An 18,774-nucleotide genomic window follows, 5' to 3' on the forward strand; every position below is an offset into this window, starting at 1 on the left:
TAAAGATTTGAAAATTATAGCAACTATTAAGTGGTATAAAACCGGCTCCTCATATTAAAACTCCTGCATTTCCACCATCCTTTGAAAAACACTGGAACTGGAAATCAATTCTGCGAAATTGCCTTTTTGCACGATTTCCCCTTCTTTTAATACAAGTATTTGATCCACATTCCTTACTGTGGAAAGCCTGTGGGCGATTATCACAATAGTATATTGCCCCCTTAATGCATCGATATTCTCCTGAATGATTTGTTCCGTTTCAGAGTCCAAGGCAGAAGTGGCCTCATCCATCAACAGAAAATCCACCTCCTTATACAGTTCCCTTGCGATGGAGATACGCTGCTTCTGCCCCCCACTTACCATAATGCCGTTGGTTCCCAAGGGGCTGTCCTCCTTTTGGGGTAGGGTTTCCACAAAGTTCCAAACTGCCGCTTTCTGCATTGCCTGTTTACATCTTTCCCTGTTGGCTGCACTATCCACATCCCAAAAGGTAACGTTATTAAAAACGGTGTCGTTAAAGATCACGGGCTCCTGCGTGATGTACCCAATTCTCCTTTGGAAACTTCTTCTATCCAGCTCCGCCATATCCACCCCATCTATCAAAAGCCGTCCACTGTCCGGTAAGGCCAATCCTGCCATAAGATTCATCAGGGAGGTTTTCCCGGATCCCGACTCTCCCACTAGTGCCAGGGTGGTGTTTTTGGGCAACTCCAAACTAATCTCCTTGAGGATGGGCTTGTCCCAATATCCAAAGCTCACTTGTTGAAACTCCATCTTTTCTGTGAAGCACTGGAATTGGGAATTACCTTGTTGCTCCCTGCCTTTCTCCAAATCCCTCAAAAACTCTGTAAGGTTATCCATAGATCCATGGTAATTCATAAGCGCATTCCAAAAGGACTGTCCGCTCATCAAATAGGACAAGGCCCTATAAAAAAACATCAGACTAAGAATAATGGCCCCCAGATTACCTCCAAGCACTTGAATTTCAATCAGTATTACCCCCACAACGATAACAATGATCATGGGTTCCCGGATGGCATTGATAAAAGAATTGAGCAGACCGATTTTCCGGTGGCTGTTTTCTATTTTAGTAATTAAACTCTTTAGTCGATCCCCAAACCTATCCATACTTCCCGTGGCTAAAAGGTACTTAAAAAATGCCACCTTCTGGATCAACAACCCTTGAAAGGCGTGGTTGTTGCCGGTTAACAACTTGGATTGATGCTTTGTCTTACCATAAATACTGGTATAAATAAAATTGGTAAGCACCCCCCCCAATACTACTAATGCAGTGAATTGGGCATTAACCGAAAGAGCAAGTACCACATATACCCCCACCATGGCTGCGGCCTGTAGAAAATTCAGGTAGTTGACAAATCCGTTTACCACCCGCTCCATTTCCCCACTAACGGTGTTTTGAATCCTTCCAGAATCCGAAAGAACAAAGGATTTATAGCTATACCTACCCAGGTTATTTACGGTCAGGTACCTTAGACGCTTTACATAATACCTTCTCAGGGAAGTTCTATATGCCCCTTCCCAGAACTTCACCAAGCCCTTAAGGCAAAAAAACACCACCATCACCAACAACACAGAAACAATGGTGATGGAGATGCCCATGCCCTCAAGTCCTGTTATCACAAAAGCCAAATAACCGAGCCCCTCCCCTGAGCTTTCTCCCCCGTCCAGCATCTGCAAAAGGGGTAAAAACAAAGTCAGTCCCAACCCATCAAAGAAGGCCACCAGCATGCTAAGAGCAAATGCCGCCAACAACCTATACCGAAGATACCTATAAAAATAGGTGAAGTAATAAAAGTACTTTTTTACAAATTTCTTAAGCATAACTGTCCAACAGCAATTGCCAGCCTTTGGTTTTGACCTTTATTTGGTACTGGATACATGGTTGGGCGCCAAAAGAGGCCTTCCAGCTTAATAATCCCTTGTTTATTTTTTTTCCTTCTTGCTCATTTACATGGCCAAAATCCAAAAATTGCTTTTCCTTGAAAATGTCTTCGCACAACCCCTTGATCATAAAATCCAGGGCATGCAGTCTGCGTCCCAGGGCATTGGTGGCAAGGTATTGGGTATGTACACAGGTAGGGGCTACGTATACGATGGCACCGGCCAGCCATTCTCCATTTAAGATTGCCACAAATTGCCTGATTTTTCCGGGGTTGTTCTTTGCCAGATAAGCTATTTCCCCACTGTTATGTACGGGTTGCACCCCGTGCCTGGAAGCCAGGTTAGGAACTAGAAGCTCTTTCCAGAAGCGTCCAAAATCATCTGTTTGACACAAAGAAAGCCTTACACCTTCCGCCTTTTTTATGGCGCTTTTACGGCCTTTTGAAAGGCCTTTCAGATTGAGGGGAAGTGGAATGGCCAGAGACAATTCTTTTTTGATGGTTTTCCCGCCGCAAAGGTGAAGAAAGTACAAATGCATTTCCGCTGCGGGGGGTCCATAGACCGCTGGGGTAACTTTGATCAATAACTCATTGATTTGGCTATGATGGTAGGTTTCCAACAGTGTTTGGTAGGCCTGCAGCTTTAGGTCAAAAGAAAGGCTTTTTACAAACACCAGACCTGCATACCCCAGGCCCAAATGAGAAAACACCCTATCCTCTTCCTGATGGGCAGGGAAGATGGCAATGGGTTTTTTCCCATGGTAGAGTAAGAGCGAACAGTCATTGAACCTGCCTGCACTATGGTAGGACAGGTATTCCCGGGAATGCATCAGTGTTCCGTTTTCAGAACCTTCCAGTACCGTGTCCCAATCCTTTTTCCATGCCTCATCAAAAAACCTGGCAGAAAAAGGGGCAGAAGGTGTCAATATATTGATTGAATTATTCAAAAGGTTTTTTCAAAATCCTCTGACGTCAAATTGCTTCTACAAATTTAATTTCCGTCCGTATTGGCGGTCACGGAGTTCAACCCCTGCCGGGGTTGACGGTTCCATATTGCATTAACCTACCCCGAGTCGTGGACTCGGGGCTAATGGGGTTGAAACCCTGAAGGGTTTCTTTGTGATTGTTCCGGATGTTGTCTTTTCTCCATCCAGGGTGTAAAGTATTCGAAATGATAGGTAATTATAGAGGGGTTTGAATTTCTATTAAACATTGGAAGAATACTTAAAATAGCAACCTATTTAATTCTCACGCTTTAAGTAGTGATTTTCCTCGATGAACGAAAAACAACCTGGTGTCCGCTCATCAAAAGACCACGGCAGTGGTCAAACCCCATTAGCCCCGGGCAACAGCCCGGTGGTAACCCGAATCCCAAATTCCCTCCACAACCACGAAGTGGTTGAACTCCACTGCACAACAAGGTGAGAAAAAACATCATCTTGTAGGCGATCCCTAGTTTTATAGTACTCTATCAATTTCCGGTTCCAATTTATTGACCACGACCGAACCATTGTTCACGGAGTTCAACCCCTGCCGGGGTTGACGGTTCCATATTGCATTAACCTACCCCGAGTCGTGGACTCGGGGCTAATGGGGTTGAAACCCTGAAGGGTTTCTTTGTTTTTTCTCAATGACATGGTTCGTAAAACATCCATATAATTCGAAAATACATTGTTGTTTTCAAGATCCCCATCCTGACTGCTATTCATCTACTCTTTATTTCTGATCAAAAACATCCTCGGTAACTTCCCAAAAAAGACCACGGCAGTGGTCAAACCCTATTAGCCCCGGGCGACAGCCCGGTGGAAACCCAAAACCCTAATTCTCCCCACAACCACGGAGTGGTTGAACTCCACTGCACAACAAGGTGAGAAAAAACATCATCTTGTAGGCGATCCCTAGTTTTATAGTACTCTATCAATTTCCGGTTCCAATTTATTGACCACGACCGAACCATTGTTCACGGAGTTCAACCCCTGCCGGGGTTGACGGTCCATGGTTCGTTTCCGTACCCCGAGTCATGGACTCGGGGCTAATGGGGTTGAAACCCTGAAGGGTTTCTTTGTTTTTTCTCAATGAAATGGTTCGTAAAACATCCATTTAATTCGAAAACACATTGTTGTTTTCAAGATCCCCATCCTGACTGTTATTCATCTACTCTTTTATTTCTGATCAAAAACATCCTCGGTTTCTTCCCCAAAAAGACCACGGCAGTGGTCAAACCCCATTAGCCCCGGGCAACAGCCCGGTGGTCGTTTGAGCCCTACCCTCCATCCAAAACCACGGATGTGGTTGAACTCCACTGTACATCTTCGCTATACTATTCATCATTTTATTATAGCTACTACCTTTCCTCGGAAATCAAACATCGTAAACCACCATTCCTTCCAGGCTATTGCCCGGGTCTTGGTCCAATACCTTGACCAGAACTTTACGGTCGATTTTCTGCTCGGCCTTTTCTACCAAAAACTGCAGGTAATCGAAATTGATGGATTCCCCCACCAACACCAACTCTATCACTCCCGTGTCCCTGCCCTTGGCATAATCCCCCACAATAATGGCCTTTTTGACCGTGCCAAGATTCTTCACCACCTGCTCCAACAGGTGATCGAAACCCAAATACTTGGCCACAATGCTCTTTATTTCCTTAAACAGGGGATGTTCAAGATTGGCCGAGTAACTCTTGGTCTTTCCCAGGGTCTGAGACACCAACAATCCCGCCTCACTAAGACGGTTGAGCTCCACCCTTACCGAATTGGTGGATTCCTTAAACTCTTCGGCCAATCCCCTAAGATAACCCTGGTTGCCTTCCTTGGAAAAAAACTTTATCAAAAGTTTTACCCTCGTTTTTGAGGTAATCAATGAATCTAACAAAATAAATCAGATAAAAACGTGAATGGATGTCTATAAAAAAGTAGGCCATTGAATAAGCCATGAAATTTGAGGGCTGTTTAATTTTTGGTGTGAAATCCAAATTAACCTGTCCAAAAATCAATTAACATTTTACCAACAACAAAGTGCTTTTGCCTTGTGATGGCTTCGCCGGGTAAGTCCCATTGATTTTGGGGGTTACGAGTAACAAATTTACTCGCAGAATGGAAATATCCAAACATTTTCTGTAAACAGGGGTGCTTTTTTTTCAGAGGATGTGCCACCAGCCAGCCCCCCGTTTCAACCATTGGCCATAATCCAAATTCCATTATAGCCCAATTTTAAAATTATGTAGTAAATTGGGTGACCAATTGAAGAAAATCCAAAAAGTAAGGTTCTCAAATAACTAAAGATATGTACCCGGACATCAAAAGAAGAAAATTTTTAACAAAAACCGCATTGGCAGGCATGGGAATAGGGCTTGCTTCCCAGGCTCCCTCTTGGTCCGTTCCCCTGTTTAAGCAAGACTCCAAAAGAGTGGGCATAATAGGCCTGGACACCTCTCACAGCGTGGCATTTACTAAAGCCTTCAATGATGAAGATGCAGAAAAAGACTTGCGGGGATATAAAGTGGTAGCCGCCTATCCGCAGGGAAGCCGTGACATCAAGTCATCTGTGGATAGAATACCTGGATATATCGATGAAATGAAAAAGCTGGGCGTTCGGGTAGTGGGCTCAATTTCTGAACTCCTGGATTCCTGTGATTATGTTTTGTTGGAAACCAATGACGGCAGGCTCCACCTGGAACAGGGCCTTGAAGTATTCAGGGCGGGAAAACCTGTTTTTATCGACAAGCCCATTGCCGCTTCCCTGTCCCATGCAATAGCACTTTTCAAAGCCTCGGAGAAGTATAAGGTACCCATGTTCTCCTCAAGCTCCCTGCGATACATGGAGAATGTGGTTGCGGTAAATAATGGTAAAATAGGGAAGGTAATGGGTGCGGACACCTTTAGTCCAGCAACCTTGGAACCCACTCACCCCGACCTTTTTTGGTATGGGGTACATGGAGTGGAAACCCTATTTGCAGTTATGGGAAAGGGTTGCCAGGAAGTAAAAAGATTCTATGCCGAAGATATGGAAGTAGTAGTGGGAACCTGGGATGACCAAAGAATCGGCACCTTTCGTGGATCCCGGGAAGGCAAACATGGTTATGGGGGAACGGCTTTTGGGACGGACGGCATGACGGACCTTGGCCCATACGGAGGTTATCGGCCACTTCTAGTGGAGATTGCTAAATTTTTTGATTCCGGAAAAGCCCCAATTGACCCGAAAGAAACCCTGGAAATATTTGCCTTTATGGAGGCCGCAGACGAGAGCAAACGCAAAAAAGGACAATCCATATCATTGCACAGTGTAATGCAGAAAGCAGAAAAGGAAGCAGGGAAGATTGATTTGTGAGTTTAGATTTATGATTTTAGATTTCAGATTTGCAAATTTTGGGATGGAGACGGCCTTTTTGAATGGCTTTATGGGGCGCAGAATGGATAGGTATAAGTACAAGTCAAAGGTTAGTGTGTTATTGGCTTTTGGCAAAACTATTTGAAAATAATGGATAAGAGCTTAGAATCAACATCAAAGTTAAATATGGAAAATTCCAGGAGAAAATTTATAAAAAAAACCGCCCAAGGAACAGCCTTGGTGGGTATTGGGGGTATGATCCCGGCTTTTAGTGCCAAAAGTTACGGTCGCATCATAGGTGCCAACGAAAGGATTAACGTAGCCTGCATGGGGGTGGTCTCCCGTGGAAACGCCGTAGGGCAGAACTTCGCCGGGCAAGACGACTGCGAGGTCATCTATAGCTGTGACGTGGACAGCCAAGCCTCCGCAAAATTCGTGGACAAAATACAGGAAATACAAGGTAAAAAACCCAAAGAACAAAAGGATGTAAGAAAAGTTCTTGAAGATCCCGATGTGGATGCCCTGGTAGTTACCAGTCCGGATCACTGGCACGCACCTGCTGCAATCATGGCTTGCCAGGCAGGAAAGCACGTGTACCTAGAAAAACCATGCAGCCATAACCCCAGGGAAGGGGAGCTGCTTATGGATACTGTAAAAAAATACAAGAAGGTAATCCAGGTGGGGAACCAACGCAGGTCCTGGCCCAATGTGGTAGAAGCCATCAAGGAGGTTCACAATGGGGTGATAGGAAAGCCCTATATGGTAAAGACTTGGTATGCCAACAACCGGGGTCCAATAGGACATGGCAAAAAAACTGCTGTGCCGGATTGGCTGGACTTCGACCTTTGGCAAGGCCCCGCTCCTAGGGAAGATTATAGGGATAACCTTATTCACTATAACTGGCACTGGTTCTGGAATTGGGGCACCGGAGAGGCACTCAACAACGGCACCCATATGGTTGACTTGGCCAGATGGGGGCTGCAAGTGGATTATCCCACCAAGGTAAGTTCCGCAGGGGGCAGGTACCGGTACCAGGACGATTGGGAAACACCCGATACACAAGTGATCAATATGGAATTTGGGGATAAGGGTTTGATCACCTGGGAAGGAAGAAGCTGCAATGGAAAACACATCGAAGGAGGAGCCGTTGGCGTCCTCTTTTACGGGGAGGACGGAACCCTTTTGATAGAGGGAGGGAATTCCTACAAAATCTTCGACCTAAAAAACGAAACAGTAAAGGAGGTAAAAAATGACTTTGCCATTGACCCCCAAAACAAAGTAAGCCCTGCTCAAGCTCTGGATGCCATCCATATCCAAAATTTCTTTGACGGAATAAAGGACGGTACCACGGTAAGGTCTGAGGTAGTGGGAGCTCACCAAAGTACCCTTTTGGTACAATTGGGTAATATTTCCCAAAGGGTGGGCAGGTCTTTGGATATTGACCCTGGCAATGGTAAAATCAAAAATGACCCCAGAGCCATGGAACTTTGGTCCAGGGAATATGCCCCGGGCTGGGAGCCAAAAGTTTAATTTGACAATACACCCAAACACCGCTTTACTTTCACAGATACATGGATTTACATTCGCTTGACCTGTTGGTCATAGGCCTGTTTTTTTTATTGATGCTTTTTATTGGCATCTGGTCTTATTTTAAAAACCAAAATGCCGAGGATTACTTTGTGGCAGGCGGAAAGCTCCCATGGTGGCTGTCAGGAATCTCTCATCATGTATCCGGATATAGTGGGGCGGTGTTTGTTGCTTATGCAGGACTTGCCTACACCCATGGCTTTTCGGTATATGTGTGGTGGGCATTTACTATAGGGATCACCGTGGTAGTCAGTGCCAAGGTGTTTCCTGTGTTTTGGGTAAGGCTCAGGAAACGTTTCCAGATTCAGTCCCCCCTGGAGTTTTTGGAAACCAGGTATAACCTGGCCACACAGCAATTGATGGCCTGGAGCGGGGTATTGCTAAAGCTCTTTGATATTGGGGCAAAATGGGCGGCAATCGCCGTGTTGCTGAATGTGTTCACGGGTATTTCCCTGCCTGTAGGAATCTTGATTTCAGGGGGTATTTCACTGCTCTATATCACTTTTGGAGGGCTTTGGGCGGTGATCATTACGGATTTTGCCCAGTTTGTGGTACAAATAGTAGCGGGTATCGTTATGTTTGTGGTGGTAGCTGGAAGGCTAGGTGGATTGTCTTCCTTCTTCACCATTTGGGACCAACTCCCGGAAGGCAACAGCGATCCCTTTAACGAACCCTATACCGCTGGTTTTGCACTGGCATTCCTGTTTATCAACTTCCTTTCCTACAACGGGGGCCAATGGAACCTGGCTACACGATATATATCTTCCCCCTCTGAGCAGCAGGCCAGTAAAGCTGCACGATTATCGGGATTCCTCTATTTGGTCTGGCCGCTCATTCTCTTCTTCCCCATGTGGGCTGCACCGTTAATCCTTCCGGAAATGGAAGACCCTACCCAGTCCTACGGCATCCTTACCATGGAACTGCTGCCCATTGGGTTGATAGGCCTGGTCATTGCTTCCTTATTTGCCAACACCATGTCCATGACCTCCTCGGATATCAACACCATTTCTGCGGTGATTACCAGGGATATCCTTCCGGCTGTGGCCAAAAAATTCAGGGACTCAAGAACCTCCTTGCTCACCGCCCGAATCACCACCTTTTTGTTCACCTTGGGTACCATTCTCATTGCACTTCAGTATGAGCAGTTCGGTGGGGTACTTGGGCTGATCATAAGTTGGTTTGGGGCACTTGTCGGGCCAATCGCAGTGCCTATGCTATTTGGGGTAATACCATGGTTCAGGTCATGCGGCCCCAAGGCAGCCATCAGTTCCATCTTGGTAGGATTGCTGGCCTTCGTGATTACCAAAAACTTTGACCTAAACAGCCTTGCTCTAGAGGTAAGCCTCCCTGTGCTCAGTTCTACTATTACCTATGTGCTGGTTGGCTTTATTGAAAGGGATACAGTTCCTGAAAAAGTAAAGCAAATGCTGGCAGAAATTGCGGAGGAGAAATAAGATTTTGCCTTTCTCCTTTAATTTTCTATCTGCTCTGGTTGATATAAGCCTTCATAAGCAATAGGTATTTCCTAAGCTGATCCAAATTCGAGGCATTTTCCTCGCTGTTATTGCCTTCCTGCACTGCAAGCGCGTGAACCTTGGCCCTGATATTCGCCCGCAGGCATTTGTAATAAACAAAAATGGCTTCGTCTTCCTCTTTTTGGAAGGTTTTATTGTGCCTAATATACTCGGAAAGGAAAAGCCTGGAAAGTCGCTCCGCTTTAAAGCCTTCAAGATCCATGCACATAAAAGCCACCTCATAGAGCATGTCAATCCTCCTGAAACCATCATTGAATTCAATACAGTCGAAAATGACCGGTTTCTTGTGAAGAAAAACATTCCCACTATGCAGGTCCCCATGGATATCCCTGAAAAAGCCTTCGTCCATTCTTTCCTGAAAGCGTTTACCGTATTTTTGTAAAAAGGCATCACTCCATTTTATGGACTCGGGAATTATCCTCTGAAAATCAGGCTCAAGGTGCTGCTTTACTAACTCCTGAACGGATTGAAGGTCATTAAAGGTGTTTTTGGCTTTGGAAAGGATAAAAGAAGTGGTTATTTGTTCGGCCTCATGGTGAAATTGGGCCACCTCCAAGGCTAATAACCTTATATCACTTTCACTGACCTTTTGCTGTTCCAAGAGATAATCCATTCTGCTTTCGGAAGGTAAACGCTTCATCCGTACCACATAGTCCTTTATCTCCCCCTTACTATCTCCGATTGCCCATCCATCTTCAACTAACCTTATGGGAAGCACGGATAGATATATGTCCGAATATCGGCTATTGAGTTTGATCTCACGCAAACAATACTTTTTCCGCAAAGCCAAAGTGGAAAAATCGAGGAAGCTCAACTTTACTGGTTTTTTGAGCTTAAAAACATCAGTACCGGAAAGAATAATCCAAGATATATGGGTTTCAATCAATTCCCCATTGAGCGTCCTGTCCTCAAAAACCCCTGATTGCGCCAATTTTTCTACTTCACCCTTTTCCATGTTGCCTTTCTAGGTATTCCTTTGCTTGCTTCAGCATTTCCGAAATATTGTCATCCGTGGACTGTAGGGATAAATGAGGCTTTTCCACCTCTTCAAATTCCTGTTTCAACAGCCGATAAACCGAAAAGTCCGCCTCACTGTCTTTTCTTTTCTTACTTACCCTCTTTTTGGCCAGGGCTTCTTCTGTTTCTATCTTAATCAGATAAATAGGGCATGAAGCACTTCTTGAAAGGGAGATAAACATATCCCGGAATTGCTGAAGATGGAAAGTGGCATCCAGCACTACCGATTTGCCATTCAGAATATGCCCTTGTGCCATTTTCGCCATTTCCCCATAGATATGGGTTTTTTCTTTCAGGCCATATTGTCCTGTATTACCCAGAGTTCTCCTTACTTCATCACTCCCAATATAGGCTGCTTCCAATGCCGTTGCCAATCTTGTAGCAAAATAACTCTTACCACTCCCGGGCAGGCCTATCACCATTACCATAAAGGATTTTTTACTGGAATGGGGTTCAGTTGAAGACAAGGTCTGCTGCATATTACAAAGAGGAATCGAAAATCACGCTTGAATTGACAATTTGGTTGCTTATTTTGGTTTTATTTCCATTTGGATTTCGTCACTGAGATCAGTGGGCAAATAGGTAAAAGCCAAACGGTATATTTTTTCCCCATGGTTACTGCTTAACCTAGGATCATCTATGGGAATGGGTTCCAAGGTGAATTTGAGTTGCTTTGGATTGTAGTTTAGCTCCAGGTCAGCATCCTTGGCTTTTATCAAAATGGAACCCGGCTTGGATTCCTGGCATTCCAATCCCGTCATTAAGTGAAGCGAGGTATCACCATCTCGACTGTCCAATACAAAGTCATCTGAGATGGTGACACCCTTTCCTTTTTTCAATTTATAGGTACGAAGCCATTTCTTCACATTAGCTTCCTGTGGATAAGCTCTTGATATGTCGGTTTCAAAGGCATAGGTGTTTCCTCTCTTGGAAACCATGGTGTTCATTGCCTCAAATTGCCTTCCCGCCTTTTGGCCCATCCCATTTACCAAAGGGAGGTTATGAAAATTGGACTGCATGGTCCATATGGAATACCTGTCCCTACTAAAAGTCTCCCGGGTGTACGTCCCTACCCCCACATCCAGAAACACCGGATTTCCATTATAATACAGCATAAATGAGCCCACATCATTGTGGTTGTGCTGTTCGTTGTTGTTCCCTCCTTTGGCGGCAAGGTAAAACCCATCCGTAGTACCCTCCTTTTCCCTAGCGATAAAAGCTTCCAAATTTTCAAAATAGTGTGTCCCGATTAAAGGTTCATTGGCAGGGGTCTTCTCCCATTCCCTGAGGTAGAAGAGATTTAATAGTGCCTCCCCTATCCTGCTTTCCCGGATCAGTCCACCATGAGCCTGTTGAGCTAACAGAAAGGCTCCGAATTGCTGCATGGTTTCGTCCTCAATGGCTTTACCAAAACGGAAAATTCTCCCTGCATTATGGTTAATTTTCAATTGAGAATCGGCAAAATTCAGATAGTAATTTCCCTCAGAAATATAGGCCCTGTAAATATACCGACCCATTTCACGGACAATGGATTGATCATATATTGTCATCTCCCCCGAAGAATACATGTCCAGTACCTCTAGAAAATCAAACATCTTCCCTCCTGCGTGGGACCAATATCCAGGACCTTCACTACAAGCTCCGTCATCCGGATAAGAATTGATGAACAAGTCCACCGACTGCATTGCTTTATGGATTCCATCGAGTTTTCTTTGCTGGTCTTCCTCCATGAGTAATATGGTTACCAGCATGTTATAACTGCACCAAGGCGTCCAGTTATTCACCCTGCCTTCATCCCATCCCGTAATCCACCAGAAATCATTTCTCTCATAATAGGGAATTAGTACCTTTTGGTAAATCTCATGTTTCAATCTTTTGGCAATTACCGGACTGACTTCATCAAAGGCATCCTTGAAAAAATGATAAATCCATGCCAGATCAGCTCCTACATCACCCACTACCAAGTCAATAATAGGATCATCCAAATCAGGCACCACAGTGGTGGGATTACTGATGTTATCATCAAACCCGTATAGGTAAAAGTGGGCAGAACTTCCCCAATAAGTCTGTTCACAAAGGGCAAAAACCCCGTTTATCAAGTCGTCTATAAACCGTCCCTTACCTTCCAATAGCTCTGCCATTGCCAAGCTAAACAATGCTTTTTTACGCTGACTCATTACGGCGGCATCCTTGCTCCTATCCCCTGTCCTAGTAAACTCCAGGTACTGTGTTGCTTTAACGGTAGGCCATTCGAAGTCCAAAAAGGCTTCCCCTTGTTCTATGGCCTGCCGGCGGAGATCGGAGGGCAAAGCTTCCCAAGCATCCCTTTCTAGATATCCGGGAAAGGGCTGCCATTCTCCTTTTTCTTCAATCACCGTGCTGATCATTTTCCTGGAAAAATTCGTACCCAGCAAATCTCTTTTAACCTGTGCATTCAATTCCACCGAAAACAAAAACAACAAGACTAGGACAATCCCTTTTAAATACATCATGTCTTACCCTTTTTTATTTTTTGAGAATTACACCAATAAAACCCCTATCCCCCGGTGGAGACAGTCTAGCGCTTCCATCGGCACTTACTTTCTCCTCCTGCTTCCATTCTGCATGGGTTACATCAATCCAATGTAGCTCATAAGTACCTGAAAGTTGTAATTCTACCTCCCCATTTGCAGGAAAATACAGTAAATATTTCTCACCCTCTTTTGCTGCAAGGAATGCTTCATTAGATGACACATTGGACAAAAGATCCATCCTTGCCTCTACGTCCCATAATTTTACTTTCTCCTCCACTGCACGTATGGTTTTAAGGGCAGCCGCTGAACGGCTAGACAGACTTAGACCATGGGGAGGCCTGTGGAACCTACTACTCGCAAAACCACCCAAAATATTTCTAAAGAAGGTCTGAAGAGCATGTTCTGAATTTATCCCCCTCTCCAACCAGGGACCTGCATCAGAACCATATATTTTGGTGCTGTTGACCGGCCTGGGAGAATCTTTGATGTACTGAAACACATATTGGGCATTGTCCCAGTTTTCCTGTCCGGTCTTGTGGCTGTTTTGGGAGATGTCTATGTAATCGTAGCGCTCCGGATGATCCAGGGTACGTTTGTGCATGGTGGATGTTAAATCCCAATCATCCCACATCTGGGTTAGATAAAGGGTCTTTCCACCATCATTTTCCCGGATGAATTCCGCCCAATAAGTGGCCCACTCCTCTACCCCACTGGTTTCGTTGTCTATGCAATAGAGCACATTGTCATACTCTAGGGAAATGGATAGCAATTTCTTCACAAATGCCTGCTGGAAGGATAGCAATACCTCATTGTTGTCCAAATTGGGAGTAGTAAAGAAAAAAGGTTGTTTATTCGCCCCAGGGTGATCGGGATATATACTGTCCAATTTGGCCTCATCATAGGTATAGTTAACATTGTTTTTGGGGTTAAAAGGATCTCCTTGCCATTCTTGGCGAGCATGATCAAATCGGTCCCATATTTCAATCTGGATAATAATTTCCCTTTCCTCTGCCCATTGCAACAGATTTTCAAATTTTTGCCAATAGGTATCGTTCCAGGTGTTGAGGTCGTATAGCCCATCAGCGTTTTTGGCAAAGGCTCTTTCGTCCCCCTCATCCCTGTCGCTCATGGTATTCCTCACATAATTGCCTCCCACAGCCTTGAGGCTATCCAGATGACCTTTTAAATTTTGGTTTTGGAACAGATTGTCATTATTAGTGGCCCCTAGCAAAAGCACAGGTTCATCCCGATAAGACCAGTAGCGGGGGTTTTCTGACCAAGGTTTTATCCCTTCGATAAGCGTAGAAATGCGACCATCCTCCTCGTGGACGGGGTTACAATGAATGGAGAGTATTATAAGTACCAACATTATAAGTCGATTAACTCCATTTACGGTTACTCTTACTTTGTTTAAAAATTTGATGTTCATGGGTTTGTTGGGTTTTGAAACGGAATATTTCGGGTACTTAATTTGCTCAGGGGTTTTTCAGGATAACCCTACGGTACCTTGTGAGAGCAGGAGAGCCGTTGTCGCTTACCTCCAAAATCAGATGCAACTGGCCGCCATTGGGTAAACTCGGCATGGTAAAGGATACCACTTTGCCCTCATCGCTGATATCCAATGCCACTGGCTCTTCTGGTTTATAAATCTCCTCATATAAAAACCAATGGAAAGACAATTCATCCCCATCCGGGTCTGTACTGATGCTGGCATTCAAACTTACCATGTCGTTTGCTTTAAATTCTAGGTAAATGGGAATGCCTTCGGGATGGTCCACTAATTTCACCACAGGAGGATGGTTGGCTTCCTCGAAGGTGGTCAGGCCCCATTGTACCCTAGCCATAAAGTCCCGTTGAAACTCTGGCCTCCATCTGGATACTGAATGTCGCTCATTCAAATAACCGTCTAAGAAATCAGGTGCATCGATATATACCTTTTGGTTAATAGGTCTGAAGCGTCCCCCCCAGCCACCAGCGGAAGGGTCCTCAGGTATATTGAGCCCATTATTGATCAATCCCAAAAAGGAAGGGGTATCTCCTTCTTTCATCCCATCAGTACCATGCCCATGCAACTGATAGCATTCCCCCAAAGGAGAAACTTGGATGTTTTCCTTTACCCAATTCGCATCTTGCATGCTTAGATCTCCAGTCATATACATCCCCCTGAACACCGACAATTCCCGCACCCCCGTAAAGCCCGTCCAAGCAAAACCATTTGCAATAAAGGTGATGTCCTTAAACTCCTTCAGCACATCTGCTCTGTGCCTGTCCTGATCCCCTATGGCATGCACCTGGATCTTTTCACTGAACTGTTTTAGGGCCTCTACATCCCTACTGTTTTTTACTTTCCAAAGGGCCTGATACAATTCCCTCATGCCTCCCCAGATGGCTATATGCACTGTTTCTTCTGAATTATCCACAGTGCTTATCAAATGTTCCGAAGCTTCAGAGTCATACTCATCCCCTATGACCTCGAAATCGTCGTGACCCACCTTTATCAAAGGAAACAGTGATTGTGGCGATGGAAAGCCCTCAGCATGTTGTCTTAAGTTGGGATATACCTTTTCGTAAGCTTGGATCTGGGATTCTATTATTTCTGGTCTAGTATCCAGGCCATGCCCCATTCTACTCGTGGCATACAATCCCAAAATTTCAAATTGGTCTGCATAGTGGAGGAAACGGCTAAGGCTTTGCTCATCATCGGTGTCACCTCCTATGTCCGTCAACACAATAATTTTTGGCTTGCTCCATTCTTGGGCCCTACTTTCTAAGATCCCCAAAAATAGAAATAAAAATAAGTAAACAAGTTTTTTAAAACAATCAGGGGTGATTAATGTGTCTGTGCGCATAAGTGTGGGGTTTTTCAGATGATATAAAGCATTGGGCTGGCGTTGAAATGCTAAAGCACAGGATCTCCCAAAGATTCCGGAACCTAAGACCTCCTCAACTTTCTGGACATTCATCATAAATCACGAATTCATCCTGAGCTAGTTGACCACCATTCTTTTTTGCATTCCTTTTATCCGACCCTCTCTTTTCTTATCAAAAATACGGATTTTTGGGTCAAAAGCATCAGGTTGCCCAATTGGAGCGGGTCAATTGATCACAATGGAATTTCCACAATAAAAACAGTCCCCTTATCCTTGTTGGGTTGAAACCAAAGGTTGCCTCCATGGGCTTTCACAATCTGTTTAGAAATGGCCAATCCCATTCCATGGGTTTCTTCTCCTGCAGTACCCATCCTCCTGCCTTCCGTGAACATTTCAAAGATCTTATCTTTCAATTCGTCTGGAATACCTATGCCCCTGTCTGCTACTGAAATCCTGGCTACATTTTTATTTTTGTCTGCCCGTAAAGCAACTTCAATCACCTCTCCCGATGGGCTGAATTTGATGGCATTTGCCACCAAGTTGCTAACCACCCGCCACATTTTCTCTCGGCTGATAGGTACGATTACTTCGTTCACCTCCAACAACACCTTTTGGTGTTTTTCCTCGGCTTTGTACTTGAGCAGATCCACACAATATTGCAGCAATTGATGAAGCTCGACCGGCTCCTTTTTGATGGTTTCTTGTTCGTTTGATCCCTTTAGGATATCCCCTACCAAATTCAGGGAATTTTCTGAGGAAGTTTTTATATGTTCGAGCAAGGTTTTATCGTCCCCTTCAAGTTTGGTGCTATCCAGGAGCAATTCAGAAATCATCGTAATACTGCTGATAGGGTTTCTCAGGTCATGGGCCACCACGTGCATCATCTTGGTGTTCTCGGCCTGACTCTGCTCAAGAGCCTCTAATGCCTCTTGAAACTCCATGTTTTGTTTGCTGATTTTCCGATTGAATTTTTTGGTTTTTTTAAGACTTCTATAAACCAAAAACAACAGACATCCAGCAGCAAGAATTAGCAAAACCACTACATAGAGATAAATATTTTTTATCTGATTGTCCCTGCTTATGAGAGAAAGTTGATATTCTTTCTCCATGTGCTGGAAGGATTCCTCCATATCCAAGTAGCGGCCTCTGAGACTGGCCCTTTCGGTAGAATCATATAGAATTTGGTAGGCTTTCATGTTTTGGTAAGCAAGCCCGACATCCTCTATGGCTTCTGCATAATCCCACTTTAGCCTACTCAAGCGCAGGAAAGCATTCATGTTGGTTTCACTTAATCCCTCTCTGGCCTCCATATCCACTTCCAATTCATCAATCCAGTCTTTAGCCTCCTCAAGTTGACCGCTATCCAAGTACAATTCTGCCAACTTCATTTTTGCGGTTTGGGCATCATATTTGTCGAATCCGGGTCTATCATTGAGACTAATGCTTTCCAACAAATATTTTTCGGCCTCCTGAATATGCCCCTTCTTGTAAAGTACCCCACCTAAATTCCCTTTTACCACCCCTCTAGCCATAGTGATAAAATGGGATTCATGGGGATACTCAGCCCCCTTTCGCCCCAAAAATTGCAGAGCACGCTGATAGTGGTGTTCTGCACTATCCAGCTTACCTCGTTTTTCGTAGGCCAAAGCCAGGGTATTGATATACATCTGTGGATTTACGATGTTATATTCCAAATTCAATTCCGGACATTCCTGGTTTTCAAAAAAGGCTTGCTTCAGATAGGGAATGGCCTCCTCAAACTGATTTTGCCTGTATTTAAACAAGCCTAGCTGATACGTCAGGGTGCTGGTTTTGCAGGGGTCCAAATATAATCTGGCAAATTCCCATCCCTGATAGTAACTTCTCATGGCCTCCTGATGCCTGTTTTGAAGCCTAAACAGATCTCCTTTTATAAAATGGCTTTTTGCAAATTCCTCCTTATATGTTTTTTCTCTTCCCTCAAGGGCAAAAAACAAGCTGTCCACATATCTTTCTGCCTTTTTGAGGTCCTTATCAAAGTTGAGGTATATCATGGCATAGAGACTATTTTTCTTCCATTGATATAAAAATCCCAATTCTTGAAAAGAACTATACGCGGAATCCAAAAGAAAAAGTGCCCTATTGACTTGGCCTGCATTCAATGCACCGTTAATATTATCAATATGAACATCCATTAATGAGTTCTTACTGTAACTAAGTTCCTCCTTAGTTTCACAGGAAATAAAAACGGACAAAATGAAAATAGAAATAATCAGATCGCAACGGATATTTTTAACCACCTTAAGAAATAGTATTCTAAGTAACATGTAAACTGATTCTACTCAAAAAAAATTAATTCGTTGCAAATATTAAACATGTTAGCCCAACAATTCATGACAATTGTCACATTTGGTAAATTAAATGTAAAATCCATTTGACCCCTATTCTGTAAATTCTATTGGAATTCTAGCAAGGCTTTGATATCTTATGGCTTGTAACCATCAAATTGCTCTTAATTATGAACATCGCCATTCAACAATTACGAAGATACAGCATGGTGAAAGTCATGCCATTATTAATGGTCACGGCTCTGCTTTTACCATTTTTGATCCATCTGATTCCCACCCAAAGTGGAATCCCGATAGGTGCCTATTTACTGCCAATGTTCTATGTCCCATTCCTGGCATTGGTGTTATACCGGTTTAATGCCGCATTGATCATTGCACTCCTAGCACCGTTGGCCAATTTTCTGCTTACAGGTAACCCAAATTGGGGGTTTTTGGCCATTTTGACTTTAGAAGTGGTTGTGTTTACTTTGTTTGCCTGGAAAATTTTAAATAGCCGATTTGGCTGGTTTGCAGCGCCTATGGCAATTATTGGTGCCAAAATCGTTTCCACCTGTTTGTTGTGGATTGTTCCACTATTAGAAACAGCGCCAATTACCTATTTTGTAAGTTCGGTTAGCAATGGCGTTACTGGGATAATGATACTGTTGCTGCTCAACTTAGCCGTTATCCGGTTTTACAAAAAGACGACATAGCAC

15 protein-coding genes are annotated in these 18,774 nt (G+C 44.1%); 4 read left to right on the plus strand and 11 right to left on the minus strand.

The window, feature by feature from the left end; all coding sequences use genetic code 11:
* Positions 1-54 precede the first annotated feature (54 nt).
* The 5 genes from DB520_RS12560 to DB520_RS12580 form a co-directional block, all read right to left on the minus strand.
* On the minus strand, positions 55-1,842 hold the full coding sequence (locus DB520_RS12560) for an ABC transporter ATP-binding protein (protein ID WP_114750069.1): 1,788 nt from the start codon (positions 1,840-1,842) through the stop codon (positions 55-57).
* Positions 1,835-2,848, minus strand: coding sequence for a hypothetical protein (locus DB520_RS12565; RefSeq protein ID WP_157972061.1), 1,014 nt, complete (start codon positions 2,846-2,848; stop codon positions 1,835-1,837). Before DB520_RS12565 ends, DB520_RS12560 begins: the two co-directional genes overlap by 8 nt.
* A 576-nt stretch (positions 2,849-3,424) precedes the next feature.
* Complete coding sequence (locus DB520_RS12570; protein ID WP_114750071.1) at positions 3,425-3,610, minus strand: hypothetical protein; 186 nt, start codon at positions 3,608-3,610, stop codon at positions 3,425-3,427.
* Positions 3,611-4,262: 652 nt separating this feature from the next.
* Positions 4,263-4,733 carry an ArsR family transcriptional regulator gene (locus DB520_RS12575; RefSeq protein ID WP_317047761.1) on the minus strand — a complete coding sequence of 157 codons (471 nt, stop codon included), beginning with the start codon at positions 4,731-4,733 and terminating at the stop codon, positions 4,263-4,265.
* Between the two features lie 143 nt (positions 4,734-4,876).
* The gene (locus DB520_RS12580) at positions 4,877-5,101 is read right to left on the minus strand and encodes a hypothetical protein (protein ID WP_114750073.1); all 225 of its coding nucleotides are present in this window, start codon (positions 5,099-5,101) and stop codon (positions 4,877-4,879) included.
* Positions 5,102-5,186: 85 nt separating this feature from the next.
* On the opposite strand from DB520_RS12580, the gene DB520_RS12585 reads away from it, so the two are divergent.
* The 3 genes from DB520_RS12585 to DB520_RS12595 all read left to right on the plus strand — a co-directional run bounded on the left by DB520_RS12585 (position 5,187) and on the right by DB520_RS12595 (position 9,271).
* Complete coding sequence (locus DB520_RS12585) at positions 5,187-6,230, plus strand: Gfo/Idh/MocA family protein (RefSeq protein WP_198675320.1); 1,044 nt, start codon at positions 5,187-5,189, stop codon at positions 6,228-6,230.
* 150 nt (positions 6,231-6,380) lie between these two features.
* Positions 6,381-7,760, plus strand: a complete 1,380-nt coding sequence (locus DB520_RS12590) for a Gfo/Idh/MocA family protein (RefSeq protein ID WP_232834950.1) — start codon at positions 6,381-6,383, stop codon at positions 7,758-7,760.
* A gap of 41 nt (positions 7,761-7,801) precedes the next feature.
* Positions 7,802-9,271, plus strand: a complete 1,470-nt coding sequence (locus DB520_RS12595) for a sodium:solute symporter family protein (protein ID WP_114750075.1) — start codon at positions 7,802-7,804, stop codon at positions 9,269-9,271.
* 25 nt (positions 9,272-9,296) lie between these two features.
* On the opposite strand, the gene DB520_RS12600 is transcribed toward DB520_RS12595, so the two are convergent.
* From DB520_RS12600 to DB520_RS12625, 6 genes are all read right to left on the minus strand, one after another.
* Positions 9,297-10,307: a phosphotransferase gene (locus tag DB520_RS12600; protein ID WP_114750076.1), complete on the minus strand. Its 1,011-nt coding sequence runs from the start codon at positions 10,305-10,307 to the stop codon at positions 9,297-9,299.
* Complete coding sequence (locus DB520_RS12605) at positions 10,294-10,848, minus strand: AAA family ATPase (RefSeq protein ID WP_114750077.1); 555 nt, start codon at positions 10,846-10,848, stop codon at positions 10,294-10,296. The genes DB520_RS12600 and DB520_RS12605 overlap by 14 nt, the downstream gene beginning before the upstream one ends.
* Positions 10,849-10,896: 48 nt before the next feature.
* On the minus strand, positions 10,897-12,861 hold the full coding sequence (locus tag DB520_RS12610) for a heparinase II/III domain-containing protein (protein ID WP_232834951.1): 1,965 nt from the start codon (positions 12,859-12,861) through the stop codon (positions 10,897-10,899).
* Between the two features lie 13 nt (positions 12,862-12,874).
* Positions 12,875-14,311 carry a hypothetical protein gene (locus DB520_RS12615; protein WP_114750078.1) on the minus strand — a complete coding sequence of 479 codons (1,437 nt, stop codon included), beginning with the start codon at positions 14,309-14,311 and terminating at the stop codon, positions 12,875-12,877.
* 46 nt (positions 14,312-14,357) lie between these two features.
* Positions 14,358-15,731 carry a DUF1593 domain-containing protein gene (locus tag DB520_RS12620; protein WP_114750294.1) on the minus strand — a complete coding sequence of 458 codons (1,374 nt, stop codon included), beginning with the start codon at positions 15,729-15,731 and terminating at the stop codon, positions 14,358-14,360.
* 254 nt (positions 15,732-15,985) lie between these two features.
* Positions 15,986-17,926, minus strand: coding sequence for an ATP-binding protein (locus DB520_RS12625; protein WP_198675321.1), 1,941 nt, complete (start codon positions 17,924-17,926; stop codon positions 15,986-15,988).
* A 323-nt stretch (positions 17,927-18,249) separates the two neighbouring features.
* On the opposite strand from DB520_RS12625, the gene DB520_RS12630 reads away from it, so the two are divergent.
* The gene (locus tag DB520_RS12630) at positions 18,250-18,771 is read left to right on the plus strand and encodes a hypothetical protein (protein ID WP_157972063.1); all 522 of its coding nucleotides are present in this window, start codon (positions 18,250-18,252) and stop codon (positions 18,769-18,771) included.
* Positions 18,772-18,774 lie beyond the last annotated feature (3 nt).

The sequence above is a fragment of the Pleomorphovibrio marinus genome, from assembly GCF_003347495.1.
Taxonomy (GTDB): domain Bacteria; phylum Bacteroidota; class Bacteroidia; order Cytophagales; family Cyclobacteriaceae; genus Pleomorphovibrio; species Pleomorphovibrio marinus.

Bases quoted from the DNA above. Each gene is read 5' to 3' on its own strand.
- DB520_RS12620 (WP_114750294.1), bottom strand. From the start codon at position 15,731: ATGCGCACAGACACATTAATCACCCCTGATTGTTTTAAAAAACTTGTT.
- DB520_RS12600 (WP_114750076.1), bottom strand. From the start codon at position 10,307: ATGGAAAAGGGTGAAGTAGAAAAATTGGCGCAATCAGGGGTTTTTGAG.
- DB520_RS12580 (WP_114750073.1), bottom strand. From the start codon at position 5,101: ATGGAATTTGGATTATGGCCAATGGTTGAAACGGGGGGCTGGCTGGTG.
- DB520_RS12585 (WP_198675320.1), top strand. From the start codon at position 5,187: ATGTACCCGGACATCAAAAGAAGAAAATTTTTAACAAAAACCGCATTG.
- DB520_RS12605 (WP_114750077.1), bottom strand. From the start codon at position 10,848: ATGCAGCAGACCTTGTCTTCAACTGAACCCCATTCCAGTAAAAAATCC.
- DB520_RS12560 (WP_114750069.1), bottom strand. From the start codon at position 1,842: ATGCTTAAGAAATTTGTAAAAAAGTACTTTTATTACTTCACCTATTTT.
- DB520_RS12610 (WP_232834951.1), bottom strand. From the start codon at position 12,861: ATGATGTATTTAAAAGGGATTGTCCTAGTCTTGTTGTTTTTGTTTTCG.
- DB520_RS12595 (WP_114750075.1), top strand. From the start codon at position 7,802: ATGGATTTACATTCGCTTGACCTGTTGGTCATAGGCCTGTTTTTTTTA.
- DB520_RS12590 (WP_232834950.1), top strand. From the start codon at position 6,381: ATGGATAAGAGCTTAGAATCAACATCAAAGTTAAATATGGAAAATTCC.
- DB520_RS12630 (WP_157972063.1), top strand. From the start codon at position 18,250: ATGAACATCGCCATTCAACAATTACGAAGATACAGCATGGTGAAAGTC.
- DB520_RS12625 (WP_198675321.1), bottom strand. From the start codon at position 17,926: ATGGATGTTCATATTGATAATATTAACGGTGCATTGAATGCAGGCCAA.
- DB520_RS12570 (WP_114750071.1), bottom strand. From the start codon at position 3,610: ATGAATAGCAGTCAGGATGGGGATCTTGAAAACAACAATGTATTTTCG.
- DB520_RS12615 (WP_114750078.1), bottom strand. From the start codon at position 14,311: ATGAACATCAAATTTTTAAACAAAGTAAGAGTAACCGTAAATGGAGTT.